Raw genomic sequence first — 21,289 nt, 5'->3', positions numbered from 1 at the left:
TACTCTTCGAAAATCAAATTCAAACCACGTCAGCTTCGCCTTGTCGTAGATATATGATTACTGACTTCGTCAGTCTTATCTACAACCTCAAAACAATGTTTTGAGCAACCTACGGCTAACTTCCTAGTTTGCTCTTTGATTTTCATTGAGTATAAAATGATAATAAGCACCCAACATACCTGCTGTATTTTGATGATGGGCAAATTCTAATCGTGTTTTTTCAGCAAGGCTTGGCACCAAAGCCTCTTTCAAGGCTTTACGGATCTTGGGTTTGAGGATAGCCTCTTGTCCCATGATACCACCACCGAGAATGACCACTTCTGGATTGGCCACATAGCAAATATTTGCCAGACCTTTTCCTAGATAGTCTACCATACGGTCAATACCAGCCATGCAAATCTTGTTTCCTTCGGTAGCTTCCTTAAAGATACGTCGGCCATTCCACTGATCAACATCTTCTCCATGTGCTTCAGCTACATATTTCACTAAAGCTGTTGTAGAAGCCAAATCTTGGAACGCTCCATCCTGCATATGCATATAACCGACTTCACAGGCTGAATTGCTAAATCCATGGAAGACTTTCCCATCCATAATCAAACAACCACCGATACCTGTTCCAATAGTCAAGCAAAGGGTCACACTCGCTCCCTTGCCTGAACCAGATACCGCTTCAGCCAGACCTGCACAGTTGACGTCATTTTCAATCTCACAAGGAACGTTAAAGCTAGTCTCGATTTCCTTTTTGAACTGGGTGCCTGCATAATTTGGAATCTGAGGTCCAGCATAGAAAATCTCACCCTTGTCAGGATCCACCATTCCTGCAGAAGAAATAGCAACACCTGCTACTGGGCCTTGTTCTAAATAGCTGGCTACGATATCTTTGGTCTTTTGTAAGATATGAGGTCCACCCTTATGCGCCTCTGTTGGCATTTCATGCGATTCAACAAGTTGGCCTTCTTGGTCGATCAAACCATATTTGATGTTGGTTCCACCGATATCAATTGCAACGTAGTGTGTCATAAATACCTCCTTATGAATTAGAGGAAGCGCTCCTTGGTTTCACGAATCAAGGCTGCAGCTGCTTCTACAACTGGACGATCGTCTTCAGTCACTGGTGTCAATGGTGAACGAACAGAACCAATATTCAAACCTTCATTGATCTTCAAGACTTCCTTAATCACACCATACATATTTCCATGTGCAGCAGTCAATTTGCCAATGATAGCGTTGATAGCGTATTGCAATTCACGCGCTGTTTCCAAGTCTTTATCAGCAATCAACTGATTGAGTTTCAAGAAGAGTTCTGGCATGGCACCATATGTACCACCAATACCAGCTTTAGCACCCATAAGACGACCACCTAAGAACTGCTCATCTGGACCGTTGAAGACGATGTGGTCTTCCCCACCAAGGCTCACAAAGGTTTGGATATCTTGAACTGGCATAGAGGAGTTCTTAACACCGATAACACGTGGATTTTTCAACATTTCTGTGTAAAGGCTTGGAGTCAAAGCAACCCCTGCCAATTGAGGAATGTTGTAAATCACGTAATCTGTATTTGGAGCTGCAGAACTGATATCGTTCCAGTACTTAGCAACTGAGTATTCTGGCAAGCGGAAATAAATCGGCGGAATCGTTGCAATGGCATCTACTCCTAAGCTTTCAGCATGACGAGCAAGTTCCATACTGTCTTTGGTATTGTTGCAAGCAACGTGAGCAATAATGGTCAATTTACCTTTGGCAACTGCCATCACTTCTTCCAAAATCAACTTGCGGTCTTCAACGCTTTGGTAGATACATTCACCAGAAGAACCATTGACATAGAGGCCTTGAACATCTTTATCAATGAAGTATTGCACCAAGGTACGTGTGCGCTCAGGACTTACTTCTCCTTGATCATCATAACATGCGTAGAAGGCTGGAATGACACCTTCGTATTTTTTTAAATCTGACATAGATTTTCTCCTAAGTTTTCTTTTTTTCTGCTAAAAGCAGGATTTATTTTTTACGTGTTTAGTATACACCTTGTGAAAAACGCTTTCAACATCTTGTGTACACTTAGATTTTAGTTTCGATATGAATTTTGAAATGTTTATAGCTTGAAAGTAGTTTCATAGACAAGCCATCTTATTGGTATTTTGCGAAAATTTTCTCCATCAATCCAGTCTGGATAAAGACCAATAGTCCAAACCCAAAAAGCAGGAAGGCTGAGCCACCTAACAGTAAACTGAAAGCTGACAGATAAAGAACCATCACAATGAGGATAAGAATGGCTAACATGAGGAAGAACCAAGGAAAGTTAAAACTTGCCAAGATCAGCCCTTTTTGTAGCACTTCTTTCCAAGTTAAATCATAGCGCGCAGCGATGGGATAGCTAGCCAGCATCACGATAGTGAGGAAGATAAGAATGCCTAGACAAATAGCTTTCACCATTTGGAAAGGCATAGCTGTCTGCCCCCAGAATAGATAGAGGTCTAGAAGACTCAACAAAACAATGCCTAACTCAAGCAGACCTAACTGAAGACCTAGTTTCAGATTTTGCTTGAAAGCTCTTAAATAGATTCTAAAGACAGGCACTCGTCTGCTCTTCTTAATCTCAAACATGGTCTCGTAGAGGCTAATTTTAGCCACTCCAATCGTCACGATGGGCAAACAAGAAACGACAAAAAGAAGATTGGCTGTGACGATATCCAAGACCTTTTCACTAAAACGCATGAGAAAGTTGTCTGTATCAAATGCTGCCTTGATAAGGCTTACTCCTTTTTGTGCCATGTTTGCTCCTCCTGATTTTTTAATCAATCAAAATTTTAAAGAGATATTTGCGAACCTTCTCTTCCATACCTGCATAGCCATTCGGCTGGTGTGGTTCTCCTGGGAAGAAAATTGCAAAATTGTGATAACCCAACAAGAGTGGGTATTTTTCATGACAATGAACAAAACCAATGTCACTCGCTTCGTCGAATGCTACTGCTTCATCTTTGATACGTGAACCGTAGCTCGAATATTCATGCCCATCTACCAGCAAATGCAAGTCAGCATAGTTCTGATGATGCTCAAATTGATCATTTTCAGCTTGATTGAGGACATTTTCCTGAACAACTAGAAAGACCTTGTCCCCATCAATCTCATACTTACCTAATTCGAAAGAATCCTTACGGTGCTGGTAGAGATAATCGATAGCCTTGTCTAGATTGGGATGAATCCCCTTGTAAAAGGTAATATTTTTCAAATCGTCAAAAATCATACTGTTTCCTTCGTTTCTGATAGTTAACTAAAATCATTCTTAAGTTGATAAGTGTCTAACAAAATATCTAAGGTAAGCAAATACCCAACATTTTGTAGACACTTATAACTCTGTATTCTCTTATACTCAATGAAAATTGAAGAACAAACTAGGAAGCTAACCGCAGGCAATACTTAAGTATGGCAAGGTGACGCTGACGTAGTTTGAATTCAATTTTCGCAGAGTATTAACCTTTGACAGCTCCCATAGTAATACCTTGAGTGAAGGATTTTTGGAAGACTAAGAAGACTGTTACGATTGGAACTGCTGCAAGAGCGGCACCCGCCATGATCAAACCATAGTTGGTTGCCATTTCAGCCTGCATAGTCGCAACACCGAGTGAGATGGTCAAGTTGTTACGTGAAGTCAACATAACCAACTGCATGAAGTAGTCGTTCCAAGTGTTGATGAAGGTAAAGATTGCAAGGGCTGCAAATCCTGGTTTCACAATTGGGAAGGCTACGCTCCAGAAAGTACGAATCTCACCACAACCGTCGATTTTAGCTGATTCAAGCAATTCTGTAGGGATATTCTCACTGAATTGTTTCATGAGGAAGACCCCGAATGGCCATCCAATCAAAGGCAAGATAACTGCCCAAAGAGTATCATGGATTCCCATGAAGTTGACGATACGTACCAATGGTACAAGGACAACTTGTTTTGGAAGTGCCATGGCTGCAATGAAGATTGCAAATAGAATGCGTTGCCCATAGAAACGTTTTTTAGCCAATACATAACCTGCTAAAGAAGAGGTCGCACAAACTAAGAACATGGTTACCAATGAGATAAACACAGAGTTCCACATCCACTGCATAGCAGGGTTTTGCACCATGAGTTGTTGGAAGTTCTCCATGGTTGGCATTTTAGGGAACCATTGTGGCGGAATCATAATGGTATCAGGCTGTGATTTGAAAGCACCTGTCAAAATCCAGTAGAATGGAAAGATGAACAGCACGGTCAACAAGAGCAAGATAATAGTTGAAATAACAGTGAAAGCTGTTAAAGGTTTCTTTTGTGTAGATTGCATAGCTGTCTCCTTTCTTTAGTATTCTACGTCGTTTCCAAGTACTTTAAATTGAACAAAGCTTACGATAGCGATCATCACTGCCAAGAAGACGCCGATAGTGTTTGCATAACCGTATTCTGTCAATTGGAAGGCTTTTTCGTAAAGGTAGTACATAAGTGTACTTGTTGAGTAGTTTGGACCACCAGATGTCAACAACTGAATCAAGGCGAAACACTGGAATGAGTTGATTGTTGTAATGATTGCAATGTAAAGTGTTGTTGGAAGAAGGCTAGGCCATTTAATTTTCCAGAACACTTGCAATTCAGTCGCACCGTCAACCCGAGCTGCTTCCACCAATGAATTGTCAATATTTCCCATGGCAGCGATATAAAGGATAATCGGCTGACCAACAGATGTAGTCAAAAGGATAATCATAATCGCCATCAAAGCCCAGTTTTTATCTCCCAACCAAGAAATGTTTTGGCTGATGATGTGGCTTGACTTAAGGACAAAGTTTAGAATCCCTGATAGTGGGTCATAAATCCATTTCCAAACAACTGTTACGGCAACACTACCTGTTACAACAGGAAGGAAGAAGACGAAACGGTAGAAAGATCTGGCAATGGCATTTTGATGATATGTCTGAGATGCTACAAAGAGTGAGAATAGAACAACAACTGGTACAGATCCAATAACCAGAATCACGGTATTAATCAAAGACTTCATAAAGACAGGGTCTTTAAACATACGAACGTAGTTGTCCAAGCCCACAAACTCAAATTTAGTCATTGAGTAGTTAAAGAAACTTGTAATGAATCCCATAATCATAGGAGCCAATACAAAGATGACAAAGAAGAATAATACTGGTGCTAGGAAAGCATAGGAAATCACTGTTTCCCGCATACGAATTTTATTGACTTTCACAGTCGGCACCTCTCTTTCACTAATAGAATATTTTGGATTTTCTTGAACTGTTTTAAAATCAAAATGAAATTTTTTAAGATTCGCTTATGTAAGAACTTCATTTTAATTTCGTGACAGTTCCTACCATTTCAAACAAAATCCTCCCTTTTCTTACATAGACTATGCACAGGGAAAAGGGAGGGATCAATCTGATTTAGTGCTTATTGTTTTGTAGCTTTTTTAATTGTTTCGTTAGCTTTTTCAGTGAAGGCTTTCAAAGCGTCCGCTGGTTTTTCGTCACCATTTGATACAGATTGCAACATTGGGAACCAAAGTGTTCTCATTTCAGCAAAACCATTGATAGTGTTGTAGTATGGTGAGTAGTATTTAGTCCAACCACTGATTGTTTCCATACGTTTGTCATCATAAAGTTTGCCAAATGAAGTACGAACTGGGAAGGCACCTGTACGAACAACGTCTTTTGGACCCCATTCTTTGTCATCCGCGATGAATTGAACGAATTTCTTAGATGCTGCAACTTTCTTGTCGTCTTTATTGTTGAATACTGCAAATCCGTTTACAAGGTATTCAAGAGCTGGTTTACCTGAATCTGATGGGAATGGTACTTCTACCACTTCTACTTTACTTGCTTCCAAGAGTTTAGCTTGGATACCGTTTTGAGCTGGTGCCCAAAGGATTGTGTAAGATGTTTGACCGTTGGCAAAGTTTTGGATATCTGCTCCACCGTCAAATTGTGAACCGTTGTTCAACAAACCGTCTTTGATCCAGCTAGCTGCTTTTTCAAGACCTTTGACGAATTTAGGATCATCAGTTGTATATTTTGTTACATCTTTATCTGTTACAGAACCGCCGTAAAGGTTTGAGATGAAGGCACGTGTTCCTTGGTCTCCCCCTTGACCTGAACTGAACAATGAGCCTGGTGTATAACCTTTATCTTTAAGCGCTTTCAAAACTTTTTCAAAATCATCAGTTGTCCAACCTTCTTTTACAAGGTTTGCAACTCCAGCTTCTTCCAACATTTTCTTGTTCATAGCCATGTAGAATGGAGCTGAACTAATCGGATACATGTAAGCTTTGTCTCCAGCTTTACTTGCTTGTACGATATTTTCGTTGTTAACATCTTTGACGAATTCGTCTGTGAAGAGGTCGTTCAACTCAGCCAATTTACCGTTTTTACCGTATTGGATGATACGTCCTGGTGCGTCAAACAGTACGTCTGGAGCTGTTCCTGCTTCGATAGCTGTTGTGATTTTTTCAGGACCTGACTTGAAGTCGATGGTTTCCAATTTCACTTTTACATCTGGATTTGCTTTTTCAAACGCTTCGATGATTGATTTTTCATATGTTCCAACACCGTCACCAGTTTTTTCTTGAGTGAAGACTGGGAATGCCCACCAAGTGATTTCTGTTTTTCCGCTATCGCTACCTGATTTTCCAGCATCTTTACTTCCGCCAGAATTACCACATGCAGCAAGGCCAAGAACCGCAGCACCCGCAAGTACTGTACAAGCTAGTTTTCTAAATTTCATTTGTATTCTCCTAATTGATAAGCGTATCCATATTGGATAATGAGTAAGATTGAACTTGTATACGTTTTCATTTTATCCGACGCATCCACCACTCTCCTCTTTTTTGAGATTGTGTTATTTAAGACCAGCAACGAAGCGTTCTGTAATCTCTTTTGGTCTAGTAATAGCGCCACCAACAACGATGCCTCGCACTCCATATCCAAGGATTTGTTTGGCTTGTTCTGGTGTATGAATTTTCCCTTCTGCAATGACATCTACACCGGCATCACAGAGTTTTTTAATTAATTCAAAATCGGGACCATCCACTTTTGGACTGTAAGATGTGTATCCTGATAAAGTTGTTCCTACAAAGTCAATTCCTGCTTCAACAGCTGCCAATCCTTCTTCGAAAGTACTTGTATCAGCCATCAAGAGCTGGTTAGGATATTTCTCCTTAACCTGACGAATGAAGTCTTGAATCTCTAAACCATCATAGCGTTCACGCTTGGTACAATCCAGAGCAATTACCTCTATATCAAGTTCTGCCAATTCATCAACTTCTTTCATAGTAGCAGTGATGAAGGGTTCTTGTGGTGGATAATCTCGTTTAATTATCCCAATGATTGGAAGTTTTGTGACCTCCTTGATTTCCTTGATATCACGAACACTGTTTGCTCGGATACCGACTGCTCCACCTTGCTCAGCCGCTTTGACCAGCAAGGGAATGACTCCTCCCGCTTCTGTATAGAGCGGTTCGTGAGGAAGGGCCTGACAAGAAACGATGATTCCATCTTTGATTTGTGCAATCAAGGCTTCTTTAGTAATCTGTGGCATCCTCTTTCCTCCTTTTCTTTGTTCTTATGGGTTCATTATATATTATTTTTAAAGCGCTTTCAATACTTTGTGGTAGAATAGATTTCAGTTTCAAAAGTATTTTATAGAACAGCAGTTTCTGAAAGTAGTTTCAGCACTGTCTTATTTTCAATTCGCTCAGTATCTAAAATGATAAAAAGAGATAGCCATCTTTCAAATGGGCCATCTCTTTTATCATTAACGATGAGCTAAATTCATTTTATTCAAGACCTAGTCTAGTTTTCTTTTCGTTTCTTTCCTAATGTAAAGACGGATAAGAGACCTGCCACTAATCCTATAGAAATAAGGGTTGTGTTTTCTTTGCTTCCAGTATTTGGAAGCTCATTTTGTTTAGCCGCTGGTGCTTGATAAGTAGCACCTTGTCCAAGAGATAACTTCTTAGCTGGACGTTCGTTTGCAGCTGCTAAGACTGGTTTGGTTTCTCCCTTGTACTCTGGCACTTCATGGATTGCTGCCTCAGCTCCATTGACACCTCCTTTATACTCAGGAAGAGCATTTGAAGCTGCCAAGACAAAGTTAGCACCACCTCTATATTCCGGAACCTCATTTGAAGCTGCTAGAACTGAATTTACGCCCCCTTTGAATTCCGGTTTTTCTACTGTTGGTGCTGGCTCTTCTCCCACTGTTGCTAAGGGACCTGTATATTCAGGAATTTCTGTTACAAGAGCTTCTACTCCATTCACTCCACCTGTAAACTCCGGTTTTTCTACTGTTGGCGCTGGCTCTTCTCCCACTGTTGCCAATGGACCTGTATATTCAGGAGCTTCTTCAGTTACTGCAGGCTCAACGCCATTAACTCCACCTGTAAATTCTGGTTTTTCTACTGTTGGTGCTGGTTCTTCTCCCACTGTTGCCAATGGACCTGTATATTCAGGAGCTTCTTCAGTTACTGCAGCCTCAACGCCATTAACTCCACCTGTAAATTCTGGAACTTCATTTATCGCAGCTTCACTTCCATTTATACCATCGCTTAATTTAGATCCAGCTAAAGAGACTGGTAAATTGTGCATACTTTCAATTGCACCGTCCGCCAGACCTGTAATCCTTTGACCCATATCCTCTGGATTCACTGTGAATAGGAGAGTTTTTGTATCATACTGGGTCATGAAGGTTGCCGTTTTACCATTTGCCAACTGAAGGGTCGGAGCCTTATTTACCAATACTTCCGAATCAAACTCCATCGCAATAATACCTGGCCATTTTTGAATAGCATATTTTACTTTTGCTTCTTTAGGAGAAATTCTTTCCTTGGTCAAGAAATCCCAGTTGAATTTCTTGAAGGAAAGTGTATATGGAACCCCCCCTGGAGCATGGTGCTCATATAAAAGTCCAAATTCATCCGGTCCAATTTGTTGAAGAGAGTTATATGCATATTCACCTTCCTGAATCAAATGATGGTGCAACCAAGTTAACTGGCCATCTTCTTCAACACGAGCCACTCGAATATAACCATTTTTACGACCTGGACCGTTCGCATTCGCCAAGAGAATATACTCTTTACCATTTTGAACCGTATGAGTCGCGGCCATTTGAACATAAACATCTGGCACATCATAGCGATCAACGTTATTGTCCCAAGTTAGACCACCATCATGACTTGTCGCAACCTGTAGATCACCTGTCAAACCACGCATAAATAGTTTGAGGTCCCCATTGTTTAACTGAACAACAGAAGATTCCGTATTTTGAGCATAATAATTGTTCATAGTGCTTGAATCAACAACTGTACCATCATAAAGCGTACGATTGTCGTTGACACCACCTCCCATATGCCAAGTCTTTCCATGGTCATCTGAGTAGATAATTCGAGATGATTGAGAACCATTGAGGTGGTTGGTACGGTTAGTCGTATAGACAGGAACGACGATTCGACCTTTATTTGGACCGGTACGAAGGGTTATCCCCACTCCAGGACCCACACCCAAGAATTTCATCCAATCAGCTTTGACCATTGGAGTAATATCTTGAGGTGCTGACCAGGTCTTACCATCATCATCACTGTAAGACATCCATAGATAAGAATCCTTGGCAACTCTAAATGGAGACGTTTTATTACTTGTGAAATAAATATTTCCTAATAGTCGATCCCCTTGATATAAATCACCCTTATCACTATAAGATGGTTTCACCGGATCTACTACAACACGATAATCTGTTGGTTTCCCATCTGGGGTATAAACTGTGCCATTTTCACGTATTGTATAGGAGCCGTCTTCGCCTTCTTTATAGAGAATTTGATAAGTTTTGCCATCGATTTGTTTATAGGCTTCTTCTCTTTGATCAGCCATCCCAAAGATTCCTTTCCCTTCTGGGAACATATCATAGATAGAAAAAATTCGTTTTGTTTCAGGATCTTGAACCAAAACCATATCGATGTTCACTGGTGAACCGATTGATGGATCAGAAGCTTTTGGATTGTCTCGTAAATTTGTAATAGTTACTCGATTGCTCCATGTTTTACCCTTATCTTCACTTCGTCTGACGACCATGCCGATATCGCCCCAGTCACTTGAATGAAGACGACGCTCATCTGCACCAGCAATCAGAGTACCTTTATCTGTCTTAAGAAGTGCAGGAATACGATAACTCTTGATCCCATCTTTATTTGGTTGGTTATGCATTCCGCCTTCAAAAACATCTTCTTTCTCTGATATTTTCGCACCTTCAGGAAGTTTCTTTTCCAAATCACCTCTTTCAAACAGTTGACTCCGTGTTTGAACTTCATCTGGTGTTAAAGCACGATCATAGACAGTCAGGTTCCTAACTTGTAGATTGGTTCCCCAAACAGTATTACTAGCACGCTTGGTTGCTCCGATTTGAGCATGTGTTACATCTGGCATATCTTTGATGAAATGACCAGATTTCAGACTTGTTCGAGATAATACCCCGTTCACGTAGAGGCGCACTCGACCATGAGGTAATTCTGCTGTCGGTTTTTCAACTGTGAAAGTTACTGAATTCCACTGGCCAGGACGTACTTGTAATGGAGCATCCGTATATTTATCATAAAATTGTGCTCCATTGGCATCACGTCCCTCAATTAAGGCTGTATTATTGAGAACAGCCATTGTGAAGTACTCATCTTTTTTCTTATCACTAGACACTGAGAATAGATTATAAAATGCTGGAGCTTTGGCATCTGGCTTGAATTCCATATGAATGGTCGCATTTTGAAGTTTCTTCAATGTATTTAACTCACTGGTTAGGTCTACACGCTGACCATTTTTCGCATTTGTTTCAACATCTTCTTTTTCCACTACTGGAGTTGCATTTGCGATGTCTCTAGCGTAATAATCTCGAGGAAGTACTCCCTCTTCTTCTTTATCTTGGTCCTTGTTACTTGCTTCTGTAGTTGCAGAATCTGTTTCTGGTTTATCAGCAGGAGCTGGTGTATTGTCAGCTGCAGGTGTATTTGATGGAGTGGTTGTCTCTGCTTCAGTAGTCTCATTTTTCTTCAACTTATCCTGATCAACTTCCACACCATTGTCTTTTGCTGTTGCCAATTTTCCAGCTAATTCGCTATCTAAATGAGCAAGACTTCCTGAAGAAGCTTCTTTTGGTAATTCTGATAAACCTTGATTATTATTTTCAGCTGCAGTTACAGTTGAGTTTCCTTGTTCATTTGCCAATACAGGATTTACTCCAAACACCACAGCACCAATGGTTACAGAGGCTACACCCACTGCAAATTTACGAATACCATATCTTTGTTTTCTGTCATAATTCTTCTGATTCATCTTTCTACCTTTCAATATCACCAAAAAATAAAGCGCTTTCTTTTTGTTTTAAAATTTTTACTCCCGACCATAGGAAAACACAAGAAAGTAATTAATAAACGAGAGTTCCTCTCCTTCTCTCTTTCAAAATTTAGCTAGCTGTAATCCAAACAGTAGCTCTTTCACTCCTTTCCTAGAGACTTTTTCTTTATTATACAATAAAGTCATAGGTTTATCTCAAGCTTGTCATAGAATAGATTTTACTTTCAGAAATATTTTAATATTTTAATATTTTTAAAAGTACTTTCAACATTTATAACAAAAAAGAGAGCTACTGGCTCTCTCATTCATCACTTTATATACTTAAAAGAAATCTCACTACCACAGAGCCAGTTGTAAACTTGGTCATTGACAAAAACATTCATAGCTTCATGGGCATACTCTGGCATGATAAGATAGGACTTGTCACAGGTCAGACGGTTGTAAATCGCAAACTGGGTAATAGGATAGCAAACATCATCGTCCAAGCCCGTAATCATCTTAACCTCACCCTTGATACGATGGGCAAGATTTTTCACATCGATATAGGCAAGGGTCGCCATGATCTCCTCCTCAGTTTCATGGAAGGGGTCGTGAAACTTGAAATAACGGAAAAGTTCGTCGTAAGCCTCGCTAGTATTACCAATCTCAAGCACTCGTCTGAAGTCTGATAAGAAAGGATAGATTGCAACAGTTTTCTCAATTCGAGGGTTGAGCGCTGCTGCAACTAGGGCTAAAGCCCCTCCTTGCGAGGCACCATAGCTAGAAAGACGCTTCTCATCAACCTGAGGTAGACTAGCAACAATTTCGACCAACTGGTAAATATCCAGATAAACATCCTTATAAAAGAGGTGATCCCGACCTTCCACAGCCCCACGGATAATATGTCCCTTAACCGTATTTCCTAGAGGAGAACGCAAACCATCTTGTGAGTAACCCGACTGCCCCCGCACATCCATGGAAACAACACCATAACCAGCCACGGTGAAGGCCAGCATGTCGGCCCAGTCCAAGCCACGTCCCATATAACCATGGAAATGGAAAATTATTGGAACTTTACCCTCACTCTTTGGAAGAACGACGCGTGCATAGACCTTGCCTTCCTTGCTTCCTTCAAATGTTAACTCATAGCACTTGACTTGAGGAATGTGGAAATTTCTTTCCTCCAACTGGTAGCCTGGAAGTGTTGAAACTTTTTTCACTTCCTCATCCCAGAAAGCATCAAAGTCTTCTGGAACCTCATCCCGTCCTTTATAAGTCTTGATTTCTTCTAATAAAGCTGGATTTTTCATAATATGCTCCTTTTTTTGTAATCGCTATCACCACTCTAGCATATCTAGAAAAGCAATGCAAGAAAGAAGAGTAAATAGAAAGAGATTTTAGATTCTCCTCCCTCAAACCTATCGACTGAAAGTAATTTTAAAAACAAAAAAGAGCATTTTCGCTCTTTCTTCTTCTGCTCAATCTTAATTTTTTGCTTCCTTCTTTTGGAAAGTAGTTTGGTAATTTACTTTAATCGTTACTGTCATGTGAGAGTCCTCGTTTCTTTTTGATGACTCTAGTATAAGGGCCAAACCTGAAAGCTAGCTTAATACTCTTCGAAAATCAAATTCAAACCACGTCAGCGTCGCCTTACCGTACTCAAGTACAGCTTGCGGCTAGCTTCCTAGTTTGCTCTTTGATTTTCATTGAGTATAAGATTTCCTTAGAGAAAGCTTAATCTAGATGTTCTTTCTTTTCCAGATGAAGGGCAATCATGCGCCACTCTGGCTCCTCTTGCCAAGCTTCTATCGAACTAATGTAAGTAGCAACCTTTCTGGCTTCTTCTAAAATCGGAAAATCTTCGATAATATCAGCCACTTGGAACTCTGGAAGACCTGACTGTCTGGTTCCAAAAATCTCACCTGAACCACGCATTTTCAAATCTTCCTCTGCAAGGACAAATCCATTAGTGGTTTCTGTCATGATGCGCATGCGGTCTTTCCCAGAATCCGTCTTGGGATTGGCAACGAGAACTGCATAAGACTGCTTATCTCCCCGACCCACACGACCTCTGAGCTGGTGAAGCTGGCTGAGACCGAAGCGATCGGCATCCATGATAATCATAACGGTCGCATTGGGAACATTGACCCCAACCTCGATAACCGTTGTCGAAACTAGAATAGCCGTTTTTTGCTCTTTGAACTCCTGCATAATCTGGTCTTTTTCGTCACTCTTCATCTTACCATGTAGAAGAGCCACTTCTGCCTTACCTGCAAAATGAGCCGTCAATTCCTCTGATAAGGCAATGGCATTTTTCAAATCCAGAGCTTCTGATTCTTCAATCAAAGGAGAGATGACATAGGCTTGTGAACCTTTTTGGATTTCCCCCTCTAACCAAGTCAAGACCTGAGGCAATTGCTCATGTTTGATCCAGCGCGTCACAATAGGCTTTCGTCCTGCTGGCATCTGGTCAATAATGGAAACATCCATATCTCCAAAGGCTGTGATAGCCAAGGTTCGTGGTATGGGAGTCGCCGTCATCATGAGGACATCTGGGTTGTCGCCTTTTTCTCTCAGAACACGCCTTTGCCCTACACCAAAGCGGTGCTGCTCATCGATGATAATCAAGCCCAGACGAGCATAATCCACCCCATCCTGTATTAGAGCGTGAGTTCCGATAATCAAATCAGCCTCACCCTTGGCAATAGTCTCCAAGACTTCTCTCTTTTCTGCAGCTTTCAAGGAACCTGTCAAAAGAGCTAGTTTCAAGTCTGGGAAGAGACTCTGTAGACTCTCAAAATGTTGCTCTGCAAGGATTTCTGTTGGTACCATGAGGGCTGATTGGTAGCCAGCTGTCACCGCCGCAAACATGGCCAAGCCAGCGACCACCGTTTTTCCGCTCCCCACATCCCCTTGTAAGAGACGATTCATGTGGTGATCCGACTTCATGTCGGTCAAAATTTCCTGTAAACTCTTTTCTTGAGCTGGAGTCAAGGCAAAAGGCAAGCTTTCTTTGACAGCTGTCACCTTTTCCTGAGACCAATTCAGAACCAGACCACTTCCCTGAACTCTATTTTCAGACTTGAGCGTCTGCAACTGCATTTGGAAATAAAAAAGTTCCTCAAACTTGATACGGCGAAGGGCCTGCTTGTATTCTGCCAAATCCTTGGGGAAATGCATGGCACGAACGGCCTGACAACGGGACATGAGTTTGTATTTGTCCAGCAAAGACTGGGGAAGATTTTCCTCAATCAAGAGGTCCAATCCCTGATCAAAGGCCGTCTTAATAACCTTGACCAGACTGGCCTGACTGATTCCCTGAGCCAAGCGATAAACAGGTTGGAGGTCATCTTCCACCTGAGCTAGGACCTTCATCCCAGTCAGACTAGCCTTGGCTCGGTCCCATTTTCCAAAGACAGCAAGAGTTGCTCCCAACTCTATCTTATCAGCTAGATAAGGCTGGTTAAAGAAATTCACCGCAAAAACGACTTCTCCCTGCTTGAGGCTAAAGCGCAGACGATTGCGCTTGAAACCATAATACTGGACACTGGCAGGAGTCACAACTTGACCAGAAAGAACCGCCTTCTCACCGTCTTCTAGTTCCAGCACCTGCTTGGTCTTAAAGTCTTCATAACGGAAAGGAAAGTAGAGCAAGAGGTCTTGCAAATTTTCAATTCCTAGTTTGGCGTATTTTTCTGCTGACTTTGGTCCCACACCAGGTAAGACATGCAAGGGTTGATGTAGATTCATGCTCCACTCCTTTCTTTTCTAATAATATTCTCTCGGAATGCGGTCGCTGAGAAGACAAACCACTTCATAGTTAATGGTTCCACGGTAGGTCGCTACCTGAGTAGCTGTGATCTCCTTGCCCCCATTAGAACCAATGAGGGTGACTTTGGTTCCTAAAGGATAAAGCTTAGGCAGACGAATAGTGATTTGGTCCATAGAAACTCGTCCAACAATTGGGCAAGCTTGCCCATCTACCAAGACCGTGAAATTCTGCATATCTCGTGTCCAACCATCCGCATAGCCGATTGGCACCGTCGCTATGACTTGCTCGCTATCTGCCTGATAGGTCGCTCCATAGCCCATGCAAGCTCCAGCTGAAACTGTCTTGACATGAACCAGAGCAGATTCCAAGGTCAAGGCTGGTTTCAAGTCATAAGGCAAGTCCAAAACCTCTCCGCTAGGATTCAGACCATACATGGCATCTCCCATACGAACCGCATTGAAAATAGTCTCTGCATGCCAAAGGGTCGTTGCCGAATTACTAGCATGAACAAGCTCTGGAAGACCTTTCATACTAGCTAAAATAGTTTTAAACCGTTCTAACTGGGCATTAAAGTAGTCATCTGATTCCTCGTCTGCAGTAGCAAAGTGGGTAAAAATCCCTTCAACACGAGCACCATGTTGTTGGAGCAAGTCTTGAGCCTGCTCAGCCTCACCGGCCTCTCTAAAACCAATCCGTCCCATTCCTGAGTCAATCTTGAGGTGGACTGTCAATCCAGTTAGGTTCGCTTCCTTATCTAAGAGTGCTTGAATCCACTCCAATCCAGCCACCGTCAAGGTGATGTCGTATTCTTTAGCTAGAGCAACAGCTTCGATTTCAGAAACTCCTAAAATAAGGATTTTCTTCCTGAGTCCAGCTTGCCTGAGTTCAATGGCTTCATCGATATTGGAAACGCAAAAGCCATCAACTTCATCCTGAATCGCCGTCGCAACAGCAACAGCTCCATGCCCATAGGCATTAGCCTTGACTACTGCAAATTTGAGCGTTCCTTCAGGGATATGAGCCCCCATTTGCTGAATATTTTGTCGAATAGCTCCCAGATGAATCAGAGCCTTGGTTGGTCTATGTGGACTAGCTTTCATGATTTTCCTCCAAAATGACACTGGCTGTCACAAACTGATCGGTATGGCTGATAGATAGCCAAATCTTTCCTAAAAATGGTGCCTGACTAAAATAAGGCGCCCCGCGTTCATTGTTCAAGACTTCCAAATCTTGAAAACCGAGCTTGCCAATACCTGTTCCCATAGCCTTGGAAAAGGCTTCTTTAGCCGACCAGCGACCAGCTAAATATTCTATTTGCCTGCGTCCTTTAAGACTGTTAAATCGTTCCATTTCCTTAGCGGTCAGAACGCGCTTAGCAAAGCCTTCATGTCGTGTAACTGCGCTTTCTATCGAAGCTAATTCTTCGATATCAATTCCGTGTCCAACTATCATTCTCATCAAAAGGAGTTGAGATCCCCCAACTCCATCCTTTTCACTTATTTTGTCAAGGTAGCGTAAATCTCTTCTACCAAGGCCTCTGTATTCTCCCAACCCAGGCAAGGATCGGTAATAGAGCAACCAAAGACCTCTGGTTGGTTTTGACGACCATCTGCTAGGTAAGATTCAATCATAAAGCCTCGAACTATCTTTTTAATCTTCTCATTCCAATCACGATTTTGCAAAGTCTGGCGAACAATTCGAATCTGTTCCATATATTGCTTGCCAGAATTATCATGGTTGGTGTCAATGAGGATAAAGGGATTTTCAAGTCCCATGGATTCATAGCGCTCAATAGCATTTAGCAGGGTCTCATAGTAAAAGTTAGGCTCATTTTTCCCATATTCATTAACTGCACCACGAAGGATGACGTGGGCCAAGGGATTTCCTGAAGTCTCCACTTCTTGACCATGAAAGAGGAAGGTCTGTTTATTTTGAGCAGCATAGATGCCATTAAACATTACTCCAAGATTTCCTGAGGTTGGATTTTTCATCCCAACCGGTGCATCAATCCCTGAGGCCACAAAGCGGTGCTCTTGGTCTTCCACAGAACGAGCCCCAACAGCATGGTAGCTGACCAAATCATCTACCAAGACCAGATTTGACGGATAAAGCATCTCATCTGCCGTTGTCAAACCAGTCTCTGTAATCACGCGGTAGTGCAACTGACGAACAGCCTGCAAACCGTTAATCAGGCTTGGAGCCTTAGAGGTATCTGGTTGGTGAACCAAACCTTTATAGCCGTCTCCGTTGGTACGAGGTTTAGCTGTATAAACACGCATAACCATAAAAATCTTGTCCGCCACCTTCTTTTGCAAGGCTGATAAACGGCGAGCATATTCCAAGACAGCCTCTTCATTGTCAGAAGAGCAAGGACCAATCACCAAAAGAATTCTGTCATCTTCTCCTGAAATAATGTCTGCCAATTCTCTATCACGACGCTCCTTTAGTCGCAAGGCTTCCGCAGACAATTGAGTTTCCGCCTTAATTGCTTCAATATCGATTTCTCGACCTTTTTCAATAAATGCCATCTTATTCTCCTAGCGTTTGGTAGATTTCTCTGACAAGGGCTTCTGTATTTTCCCAGCCAAGACAAGGGTCCGTGATAGACTTGCCAAATACTTCTGGTTCGTTTTGACGGCCGTCTTCTAGATAAGACTCAATCATAAAGCCACGAACATACTGCTTGATTTTTTCATTCCAATCACGATTAATCAAGGTCTGGCGGACAATTCGAATCTGATCCATATATTGCTTACCAGAGTTGTCATGATTGGTATCCACAATGATAAAGGGATTTTCCAAGCCCATCTTCTCATACTGGGCAATGGTATCCATCAAATTATCATAGTAGTAGTTGGGAATATTCTTACCATACTCATTGGTCGCTCCACGAAGAATGGCATGGGAAAGCGAGTTCCCAGTTGTTTCCACTTCTTTTCCTAGGAAAAGGAAACTTTGTTTGTTTTGAGCAGCATAAATCCCATTAAACATAACATTGAGATTTCCAGAGGTTGGATTTTTAAACCCAGTCGCAAAATCTGCCCCACTTGCCACAAAGCGGTGTTGCTGGTCTTCAACTGAACGGGCACCAACAGCCATGTAAGAAATCAAATCATCCACAAGAGGAAGATTTTCAGGATAAAGCATTTCATCAGCCGTTGTCATGCCTGTTTCTGTGATAACACGATAGTGAAGATGGCGAACAGCTTTAATCCCGTTGATGAGGCTTGGCGCTTCTGTCGCATTAGGCTGGTGAATCAAGCCCTTATAGCCATCTCCGTTGGTACGAGGTTTGGCAGTGTAAACACGCATAACCATAAAGATACGGTCTGCCACTTCTTCTTGCAAAGCTGCCAAACGCTTAGCGTACTCAAGGACAGCTTCTTCATTGTCAGATGAGCATGGCCCGATTACCAAGAGAATCCGTTGGTCTTCTCCACGTATAATGGCTTCTAGCTCTTGATCGCGCTGTGATTTTCTCTCCAAAGCTTGGCCTTCCAATTTTGATAAGGCACGAACTTCTTCAATATTAATTTTAGGACTTTTTGCTGTAAATACCATAACTCATCTCCTTATAAAGCAAACGGATACCAAGTAAAAATTTACTTTTCACAAGGTATCCGCCTCTAAACTATCTCATTTTATTGTCTTTTACCGTGACAGTTTTTAAACTTCTTACCAGAACCACATGGGCAAAGTTCATTCCGTCCAATCTGGCTCAAATCCAGATTTTCTGGCATATTTGCTTGGTGGGCAGCGATATTACGAGTCGCTGTTGTACTGATATGGTGTTCTGCTTGTGGTCTTTCTTGTTCATGAATTTGTGCTTTCATCATCAAGCGTGTCACATCAAACTCAATCGAACCAATCATGTCATTAAACATACGGAAACCTTCTGCCTGATACTCAACAACAGGGTTGTTCTGAGCATAGCCACGAAGTCCAACCGCGTTACGCAATTGATCGAGAGCATCGATATGATCTGTCCACTTGTTATCCACCACTCGTAGAATCAAGACTTTTTGGAATTCTTTCACTGCTTCTTCATCGCGTAGTTTTGAAACCTGACTATCGTAAACTTGCAAGGCACGTTGGAAGAGCTCTTCCTTGATGGCCTTATCAGACAAGCCTGACAAGTCTTCCATCGTAATAGAATCTTCTGGAAGCAAGTTGTACTTAGCAAAGTTCAAAATTGCTTCTAGTTTTTCATCTTGTTTTGCACGCGCATGACCATCAACGACACGACCAATCGTGCGTTTGATCATTGCCTGAATTTCAGGTGCCAAGTCACGGTCTGCAGTGATAACATCGTAACGTTGAGCGTAGATAATCTCACGTTGTTCACGCATGACATCATCGTATTGAAGGACTTGTTTACGGGTATCGTAGTTATTTCCTTCGACACGTTTTTGAGCCGCTTCAACCTGACGTGTCAACATGCGAGACTCAATGGCTTCATCAGACATATTGAGACGTTCGAAGACACCTTTCAGACGTTCAGAACCAAAACGTTTCATCAAATCATCTTCAAGAGAGAGGTAGAATTGTGACTCACCTGGATCTCCTTGACGACCTGAACGTCCACGAAGCTGGTTATCGATACGACGGCTTTCATGACGTTCTGTACCAATAACACAAAGTCCTCCAAGTTCGCGAACCCCTTCACCAAGCTTGATGTCGGTACCACGACCGGCCATGTTGGTTGCGATAGTAACAGCACCACGTTGACCAGCATTCATGATGATTTGAGCTTCTTTATAGTGGTTCTTAGCATTCAAGACTTCGTGAGGAACTCCAGCTGCGACCAATTTCTTAGAAATGTAGTCACTGGTTTCAACCGCTACTGTACCAACCAAGACAGGCTGACCTTTTTGGTAACGAGCCTTAACGTCTTCGACAACCGCCTTAAACTTAGCTTCAATACTAGCAAAAAGTAAGTCTGGATGGTCAATACGCTGAACAGGACGGTTTGTTGGGATTGGAATAACACGAATGTTGTAAATTTCACGGAATTCTTCTTCCTCAGTCTTACCTGTACCCGTCATTCCAGACAATTTTTTGTACATACGGAAGAGGTTTTGGTAAGTGATTGAGGCAGATGTCTTGGTTTCATCCTGAATTGGCACACCTTCTTTAGCTTCAATAGCTTGGTGCAAGCCATCAGAATAACGACGACCTTCCATAGTACGACCTGTAAATTGGTCAACGATCAAGATTTCTTGCTCTTCGCTCACCACATAGTCAATATCGAGAAGCATGATGTAGTTGGCACGAAGGGCGTTATCGATAAAGTGAGTCAAAGCCACGTTTTCGATATCATAGAGATTTTCAAGTTTGAAGTAGCTTTCCGCCTTGTCAATCCCTGAATCAGACAAACCAATAGTCTTAGACTGCACATCGATGATATAGTCGTCTTTGTCCAAAGATTTTACATAGTGGTCTGCCATGTGGTAGAGCTGACTGGTTTCAACTGCGTTAGCACCTGATACGATCAAAGGTGTACGCGCCTCGTCAATCAAGATTGAGTCAACCTCATCGACCAAAGCATAGTTAAGCGGGCGTTGTACCATGTTTTCAGCACGAACGACCATGTTGTCACGAAGGTAGTCAAATCCGATTTCTGAGTTGGTTGAGTAAGTAATATCACACTCATAGGCTTCTTTTTTCTCCATTGGAGATTTGGCAGCCAAGTTAATCCCTACTGACAAACCAAGCCATGAGTACAATTCACCCATCTCAGTTGCGTCACGTTCTGATAGATATTCATTGACCGTAACTACGTGAACCCCTTTACCTGAAAGGGCATTGAGGTATACTGGCATAGTCGCAGTCAAGGTTTTTCCTTCCCCTGTACGCATCTCTGGCACGTCACCATGGTGAAGAACGATTCCCCCCATAACCTGAACCTTATAAGGGAAGAGACCTAGGACACGTTTAGCACCTTCACGGACAACCGCAAATGCTTCATAAAGCAATGAATCCAGTGATTCTCCATTTTGATAACGTTCTTTAAATTCAACTGTTTTTGCTTTTAGTTGGTCGTCAGTCAAAGCAGCCATTTGGTCTTCGTATTTGAAAACCTTGTCAGCCATCTTTTCCAGACGACGGATTTCTCCTTTATCATTTTCGATAATTGTTTTTAAAATATTAGCCATGTTTTTCCTTACTTTAAATTCCGAATATTTT

The 21,289-nt window shown here is 41.9% G+C and carries 16 protein-coding genes; all 16 read right to left on the bottom strand.

Features of this window, described 5'->3' with window-relative positions; all coding sequences use genetic code 11:
• Positions 1–123: 123 nt before the first annotated feature.
• The 16 genes from DXN33_RS00960 to secA all read right to left on the bottom strand — a co-directional run bounded on the left by DXN33_RS00960 (position 124) and on the right by secA (position 21,258).
• Positions 124–1,020, bottom strand: coding sequence for an ROK family protein (locus tag DXN33_RS00960; RefSeq protein WP_115904049.1), 897 nt, complete (start codon positions 1,018–1,020; stop codon positions 124–126).
• Between the two features lie 17 nt (positions 1,021–1,037).
• Positions 1,038–1,955: a dihydrodipicolinate synthase family protein gene (locus DXN33_RS00955; protein WP_115904047.1), complete on the bottom strand. Its 918-nt coding sequence runs from the start codon at positions 1,953–1,955 to the stop codon at positions 1,038–1,040.
• 172 nt (positions 1,956–2,127) lie between these two features.
• Positions 2,128–2,772 carry a YesL family protein gene (locus tag DXN33_RS00950; protein ID WP_115904045.1) on the bottom strand — a complete coding sequence of 215 codons (645 nt, stop codon included), beginning with the start codon at positions 2,770–2,772 and terminating at the stop codon, positions 2,128–2,130.
• Positions 2,773–2,791: 19 nt separating this feature from the next.
• The gene (locus tag DXN33_RS00945; protein WP_115904043.1) at positions 2,792–3,244 is read right to left on the bottom strand and encodes a YhcH/YjgK/YiaL family protein; all 453 of its coding nucleotides are present in this window, start codon (positions 3,242–3,244) and stop codon (positions 2,792–2,794) included.
• A 226-nt stretch (positions 3,245–3,470) separates the two neighbouring features.
• Positions 3,471–4,310, bottom strand: a complete 840-nt coding sequence (locus tag DXN33_RS00935; RefSeq protein WP_001192119.1) for a carbohydrate ABC transporter permease — start codon at positions 4,308–4,310, stop codon at positions 3,471–3,473.
• 15 nt (positions 4,311–4,325) lie between these two features.
• A complete protein-coding gene (locus DXN33_RS00930) occupies positions 4,326–5,192 on the bottom strand; it encodes a carbohydrate ABC transporter permease (protein ID WP_153198773.1) in 867 nt (288 codons plus the stop codon).
• A gap of 221 nt (positions 5,193–5,413) precedes the next feature.
• A complete protein-coding gene (locus DXN33_RS00925; protein ID WP_115904041.1) occupies positions 5,414–6,742 on the bottom strand; it encodes an ABC transporter substrate-binding protein in 1,329 nt (442 codons plus the stop codon).
• Positions 6,743–6,856: 114 nt separating this feature from the next.
• Entirely contained in the window at positions 6,857–7,555 is a 699-nt protein-coding gene (locus DXN33_RS00920; protein WP_049487328.1) for an N-acetylmannosamine-6-phosphate 2-epimerase, read from the bottom strand.
• Between the two features lie 254 nt (positions 7,556–7,809).
• Positions 7,810–11,331, bottom strand: a complete 3,522-nt coding sequence (locus tag DXN33_RS00915) for an SIALI-17 repeat-containing surface protein (RefSeq protein ID WP_115904039.1) — start codon at positions 11,329–11,331, stop codon at positions 7,810–7,812.
• Positions 11,332–11,660: 329 nt separating this feature from the next.
• Positions 11,661–12,641 carry an acetylxylan esterase gene (locus DXN33_RS00910; RefSeq protein WP_115904038.1) on the bottom strand — a complete coding sequence of 327 codons (981 nt, stop codon included), beginning with the start codon at positions 12,639–12,641 and terminating at the stop codon, positions 11,661–11,663.
• 424 nt (positions 12,642–13,065) lie between these two features.
• Positions 13,066–15,081, bottom strand: coding sequence for an ATP-dependent DNA helicase RecG (gene recG, locus DXN33_RS00900; RefSeq protein ID WP_115904036.1), 2,016 nt, complete (start codon positions 15,079–15,081; stop codon positions 13,066–13,068).
• A gap of 18 nt (positions 15,082–15,099) precedes the next feature.
• Positions 15,100–16,203 carry an alanine racemase gene (gene alr, locus DXN33_RS00895; protein ID WP_115904034.1) on the bottom strand — a complete coding sequence of 368 codons (1,104 nt, stop codon included), beginning with the start codon at positions 16,201–16,203 and terminating at the stop codon, positions 15,100–15,102.
• Positions 16,193–16,555, bottom strand: a complete 363-nt coding sequence (gene acpS, locus DXN33_RS00890) for a holo-ACP synthase (RefSeq protein ID WP_042750645.1) — start codon at positions 16,553–16,555, stop codon at positions 16,193–16,195. Before acpS ends, alr begins: the two co-directional genes overlap by 11 nt.
• A gap of 44 nt (positions 16,556–16,599) precedes the next feature.
• On the bottom strand, positions 16,600–17,631 hold the full coding sequence (locus DXN33_RS00885; protein ID WP_115904032.1) for a 3-deoxy-7-phosphoheptulonate synthase: 1,032 nt from the start codon (positions 17,629–17,631) through the stop codon (positions 16,600–16,602).
• A gap of 1 nt (position 17,632) precedes the next feature.
• A complete protein-coding gene (locus DXN33_RS00880) occupies positions 17,633–18,664 on the bottom strand; it encodes a 3-deoxy-7-phosphoheptulonate synthase (RefSeq protein WP_115904030.1) in 1,032 nt (343 codons plus the stop codon).
• Between the two features lie 80 nt (positions 18,665–18,744).
• Positions 18,745–21,258 (bottom strand): preprotein translocase subunit SecA, encoded by a 2,514-nt coding sequence (secA, locus tag DXN33_RS00875; protein ID WP_042750638.1) that lies wholly within the window; start codon positions 21,256–21,258, stop codon positions 18,745–18,747.
• Between the last annotated feature and the right edge of the window lie 31 nt (positions 21,259–21,289).

It is taken from the genome of Streptococcus sp. NM (assembly GCF_003390135.1).
In the GTDB taxonomy this organism is placed as follows: domain Bacteria; phylum Bacillota; class Bacilli; order Lactobacillales; family Streptococcaceae; genus Streptococcus.
Note: the sequence above shows the minus strand (reverse complement) of the source record. Positions and strands in the feature narration are given on the sequence as shown.

Bases quoted from the DNA above. Each gene is read 5' to 3' on its own strand.
- DXN33_RS00960 (WP_115904049.1), bottom strand. From the start codon at position 1,020: ATGACACACTACGTTGCAATTGATATCGGTGGAACCAACATCAAATAT.
- DXN33_RS00955 (WP_115904047.1), bottom strand. From the start codon at position 1,955: ATGTCAGATTTAAAAAAATACGAAGGTGTCATTCCAGCCTTCTACGCA.
- DXN33_RS00950 (WP_115904045.1), bottom strand. From the start codon at position 2,772: ATGGCACAAAAAGGAGTAAGCCTTATCAAGGCAGCATTTGATACAGAC.
- DXN33_RS00945 (WP_115904043.1), bottom strand. From the start codon at position 3,244: ATGATTTTTGACGATTTGAAAAATATTACCTTTTACAAGGGGATTCAT.
- DXN33_RS00935 (WP_001192119.1), bottom strand. From the start codon at position 4,310: ATGCAATCTACACAAAAGAAACCTTTAACAGCTTTCACTGTTATTTCA.
- DXN33_RS00930 (WP_153198773.1), bottom strand. From the start codon at position 5,192: ATGCGGGAAACAGTGATTTCCTATGCTTTCCTAGCACCAGTATTATTC.
- DXN33_RS00925 (WP_115904041.1), bottom strand. From the start codon at position 6,742: ATGAAATTTAGAAAACTAGCTTGTACAGTACTTGCGGGTGCTGCGGTT.
- DXN33_RS00920 (WP_049487328.1), bottom strand. From the start codon at position 7,555: ATGCCACAGATTACTAAAGAAGCCTTGATTGCACAAATCAAAGATGGA.
- DXN33_RS00915 (WP_115904039.1), bottom strand. From the start codon at position 11,331: ATGAATCAGAAGAATTATGACAGAAAACAAAGATATGGTATTCGTAAA.
- DXN33_RS00910 (WP_115904038.1), bottom strand. From the start codon at position 12,641: ATGAAAAATCCAGCTTTATTAGAAGAAATCAAGACTTATAAAGGACGG.
- recG (WP_115904036.1), bottom strand. From the start codon at position 15,081: ATGAATCTACATCAACCCTTGCATGTCTTACCTGGTGTGGGACCAAAG.
- alr (WP_115904034.1), bottom strand. From the start codon at position 16,203: ATGAAAGCTAGTCCACATAGACCAACCAAGGCTCTGATTCATCTGGGA.
- acpS (WP_042750645.1), bottom strand. From the start codon at position 16,555: ATGATAGTTGGACACGGAATTGATATCGAAGAATTAGCTTCGATAGAA.
- DXN33_RS00885 (WP_115904032.1), bottom strand. From the start codon at position 17,631: ATGGCATTTATTGAAAAAGGTCGAGAAATCGATATTGAAGCAATTAAG.
- DXN33_RS00880 (WP_115904030.1), bottom strand. From the start codon at position 18,664: ATGGTATTTACAGCAAAAAGTCCTAAAATTAATATTGAAGAAGTTCGT.
- secA (WP_042750638.1), bottom strand. From the start codon at position 21,258: ATGGCTAATATTTTAAAAACAATTATCGAAAATGATAAAGGAGAAATC.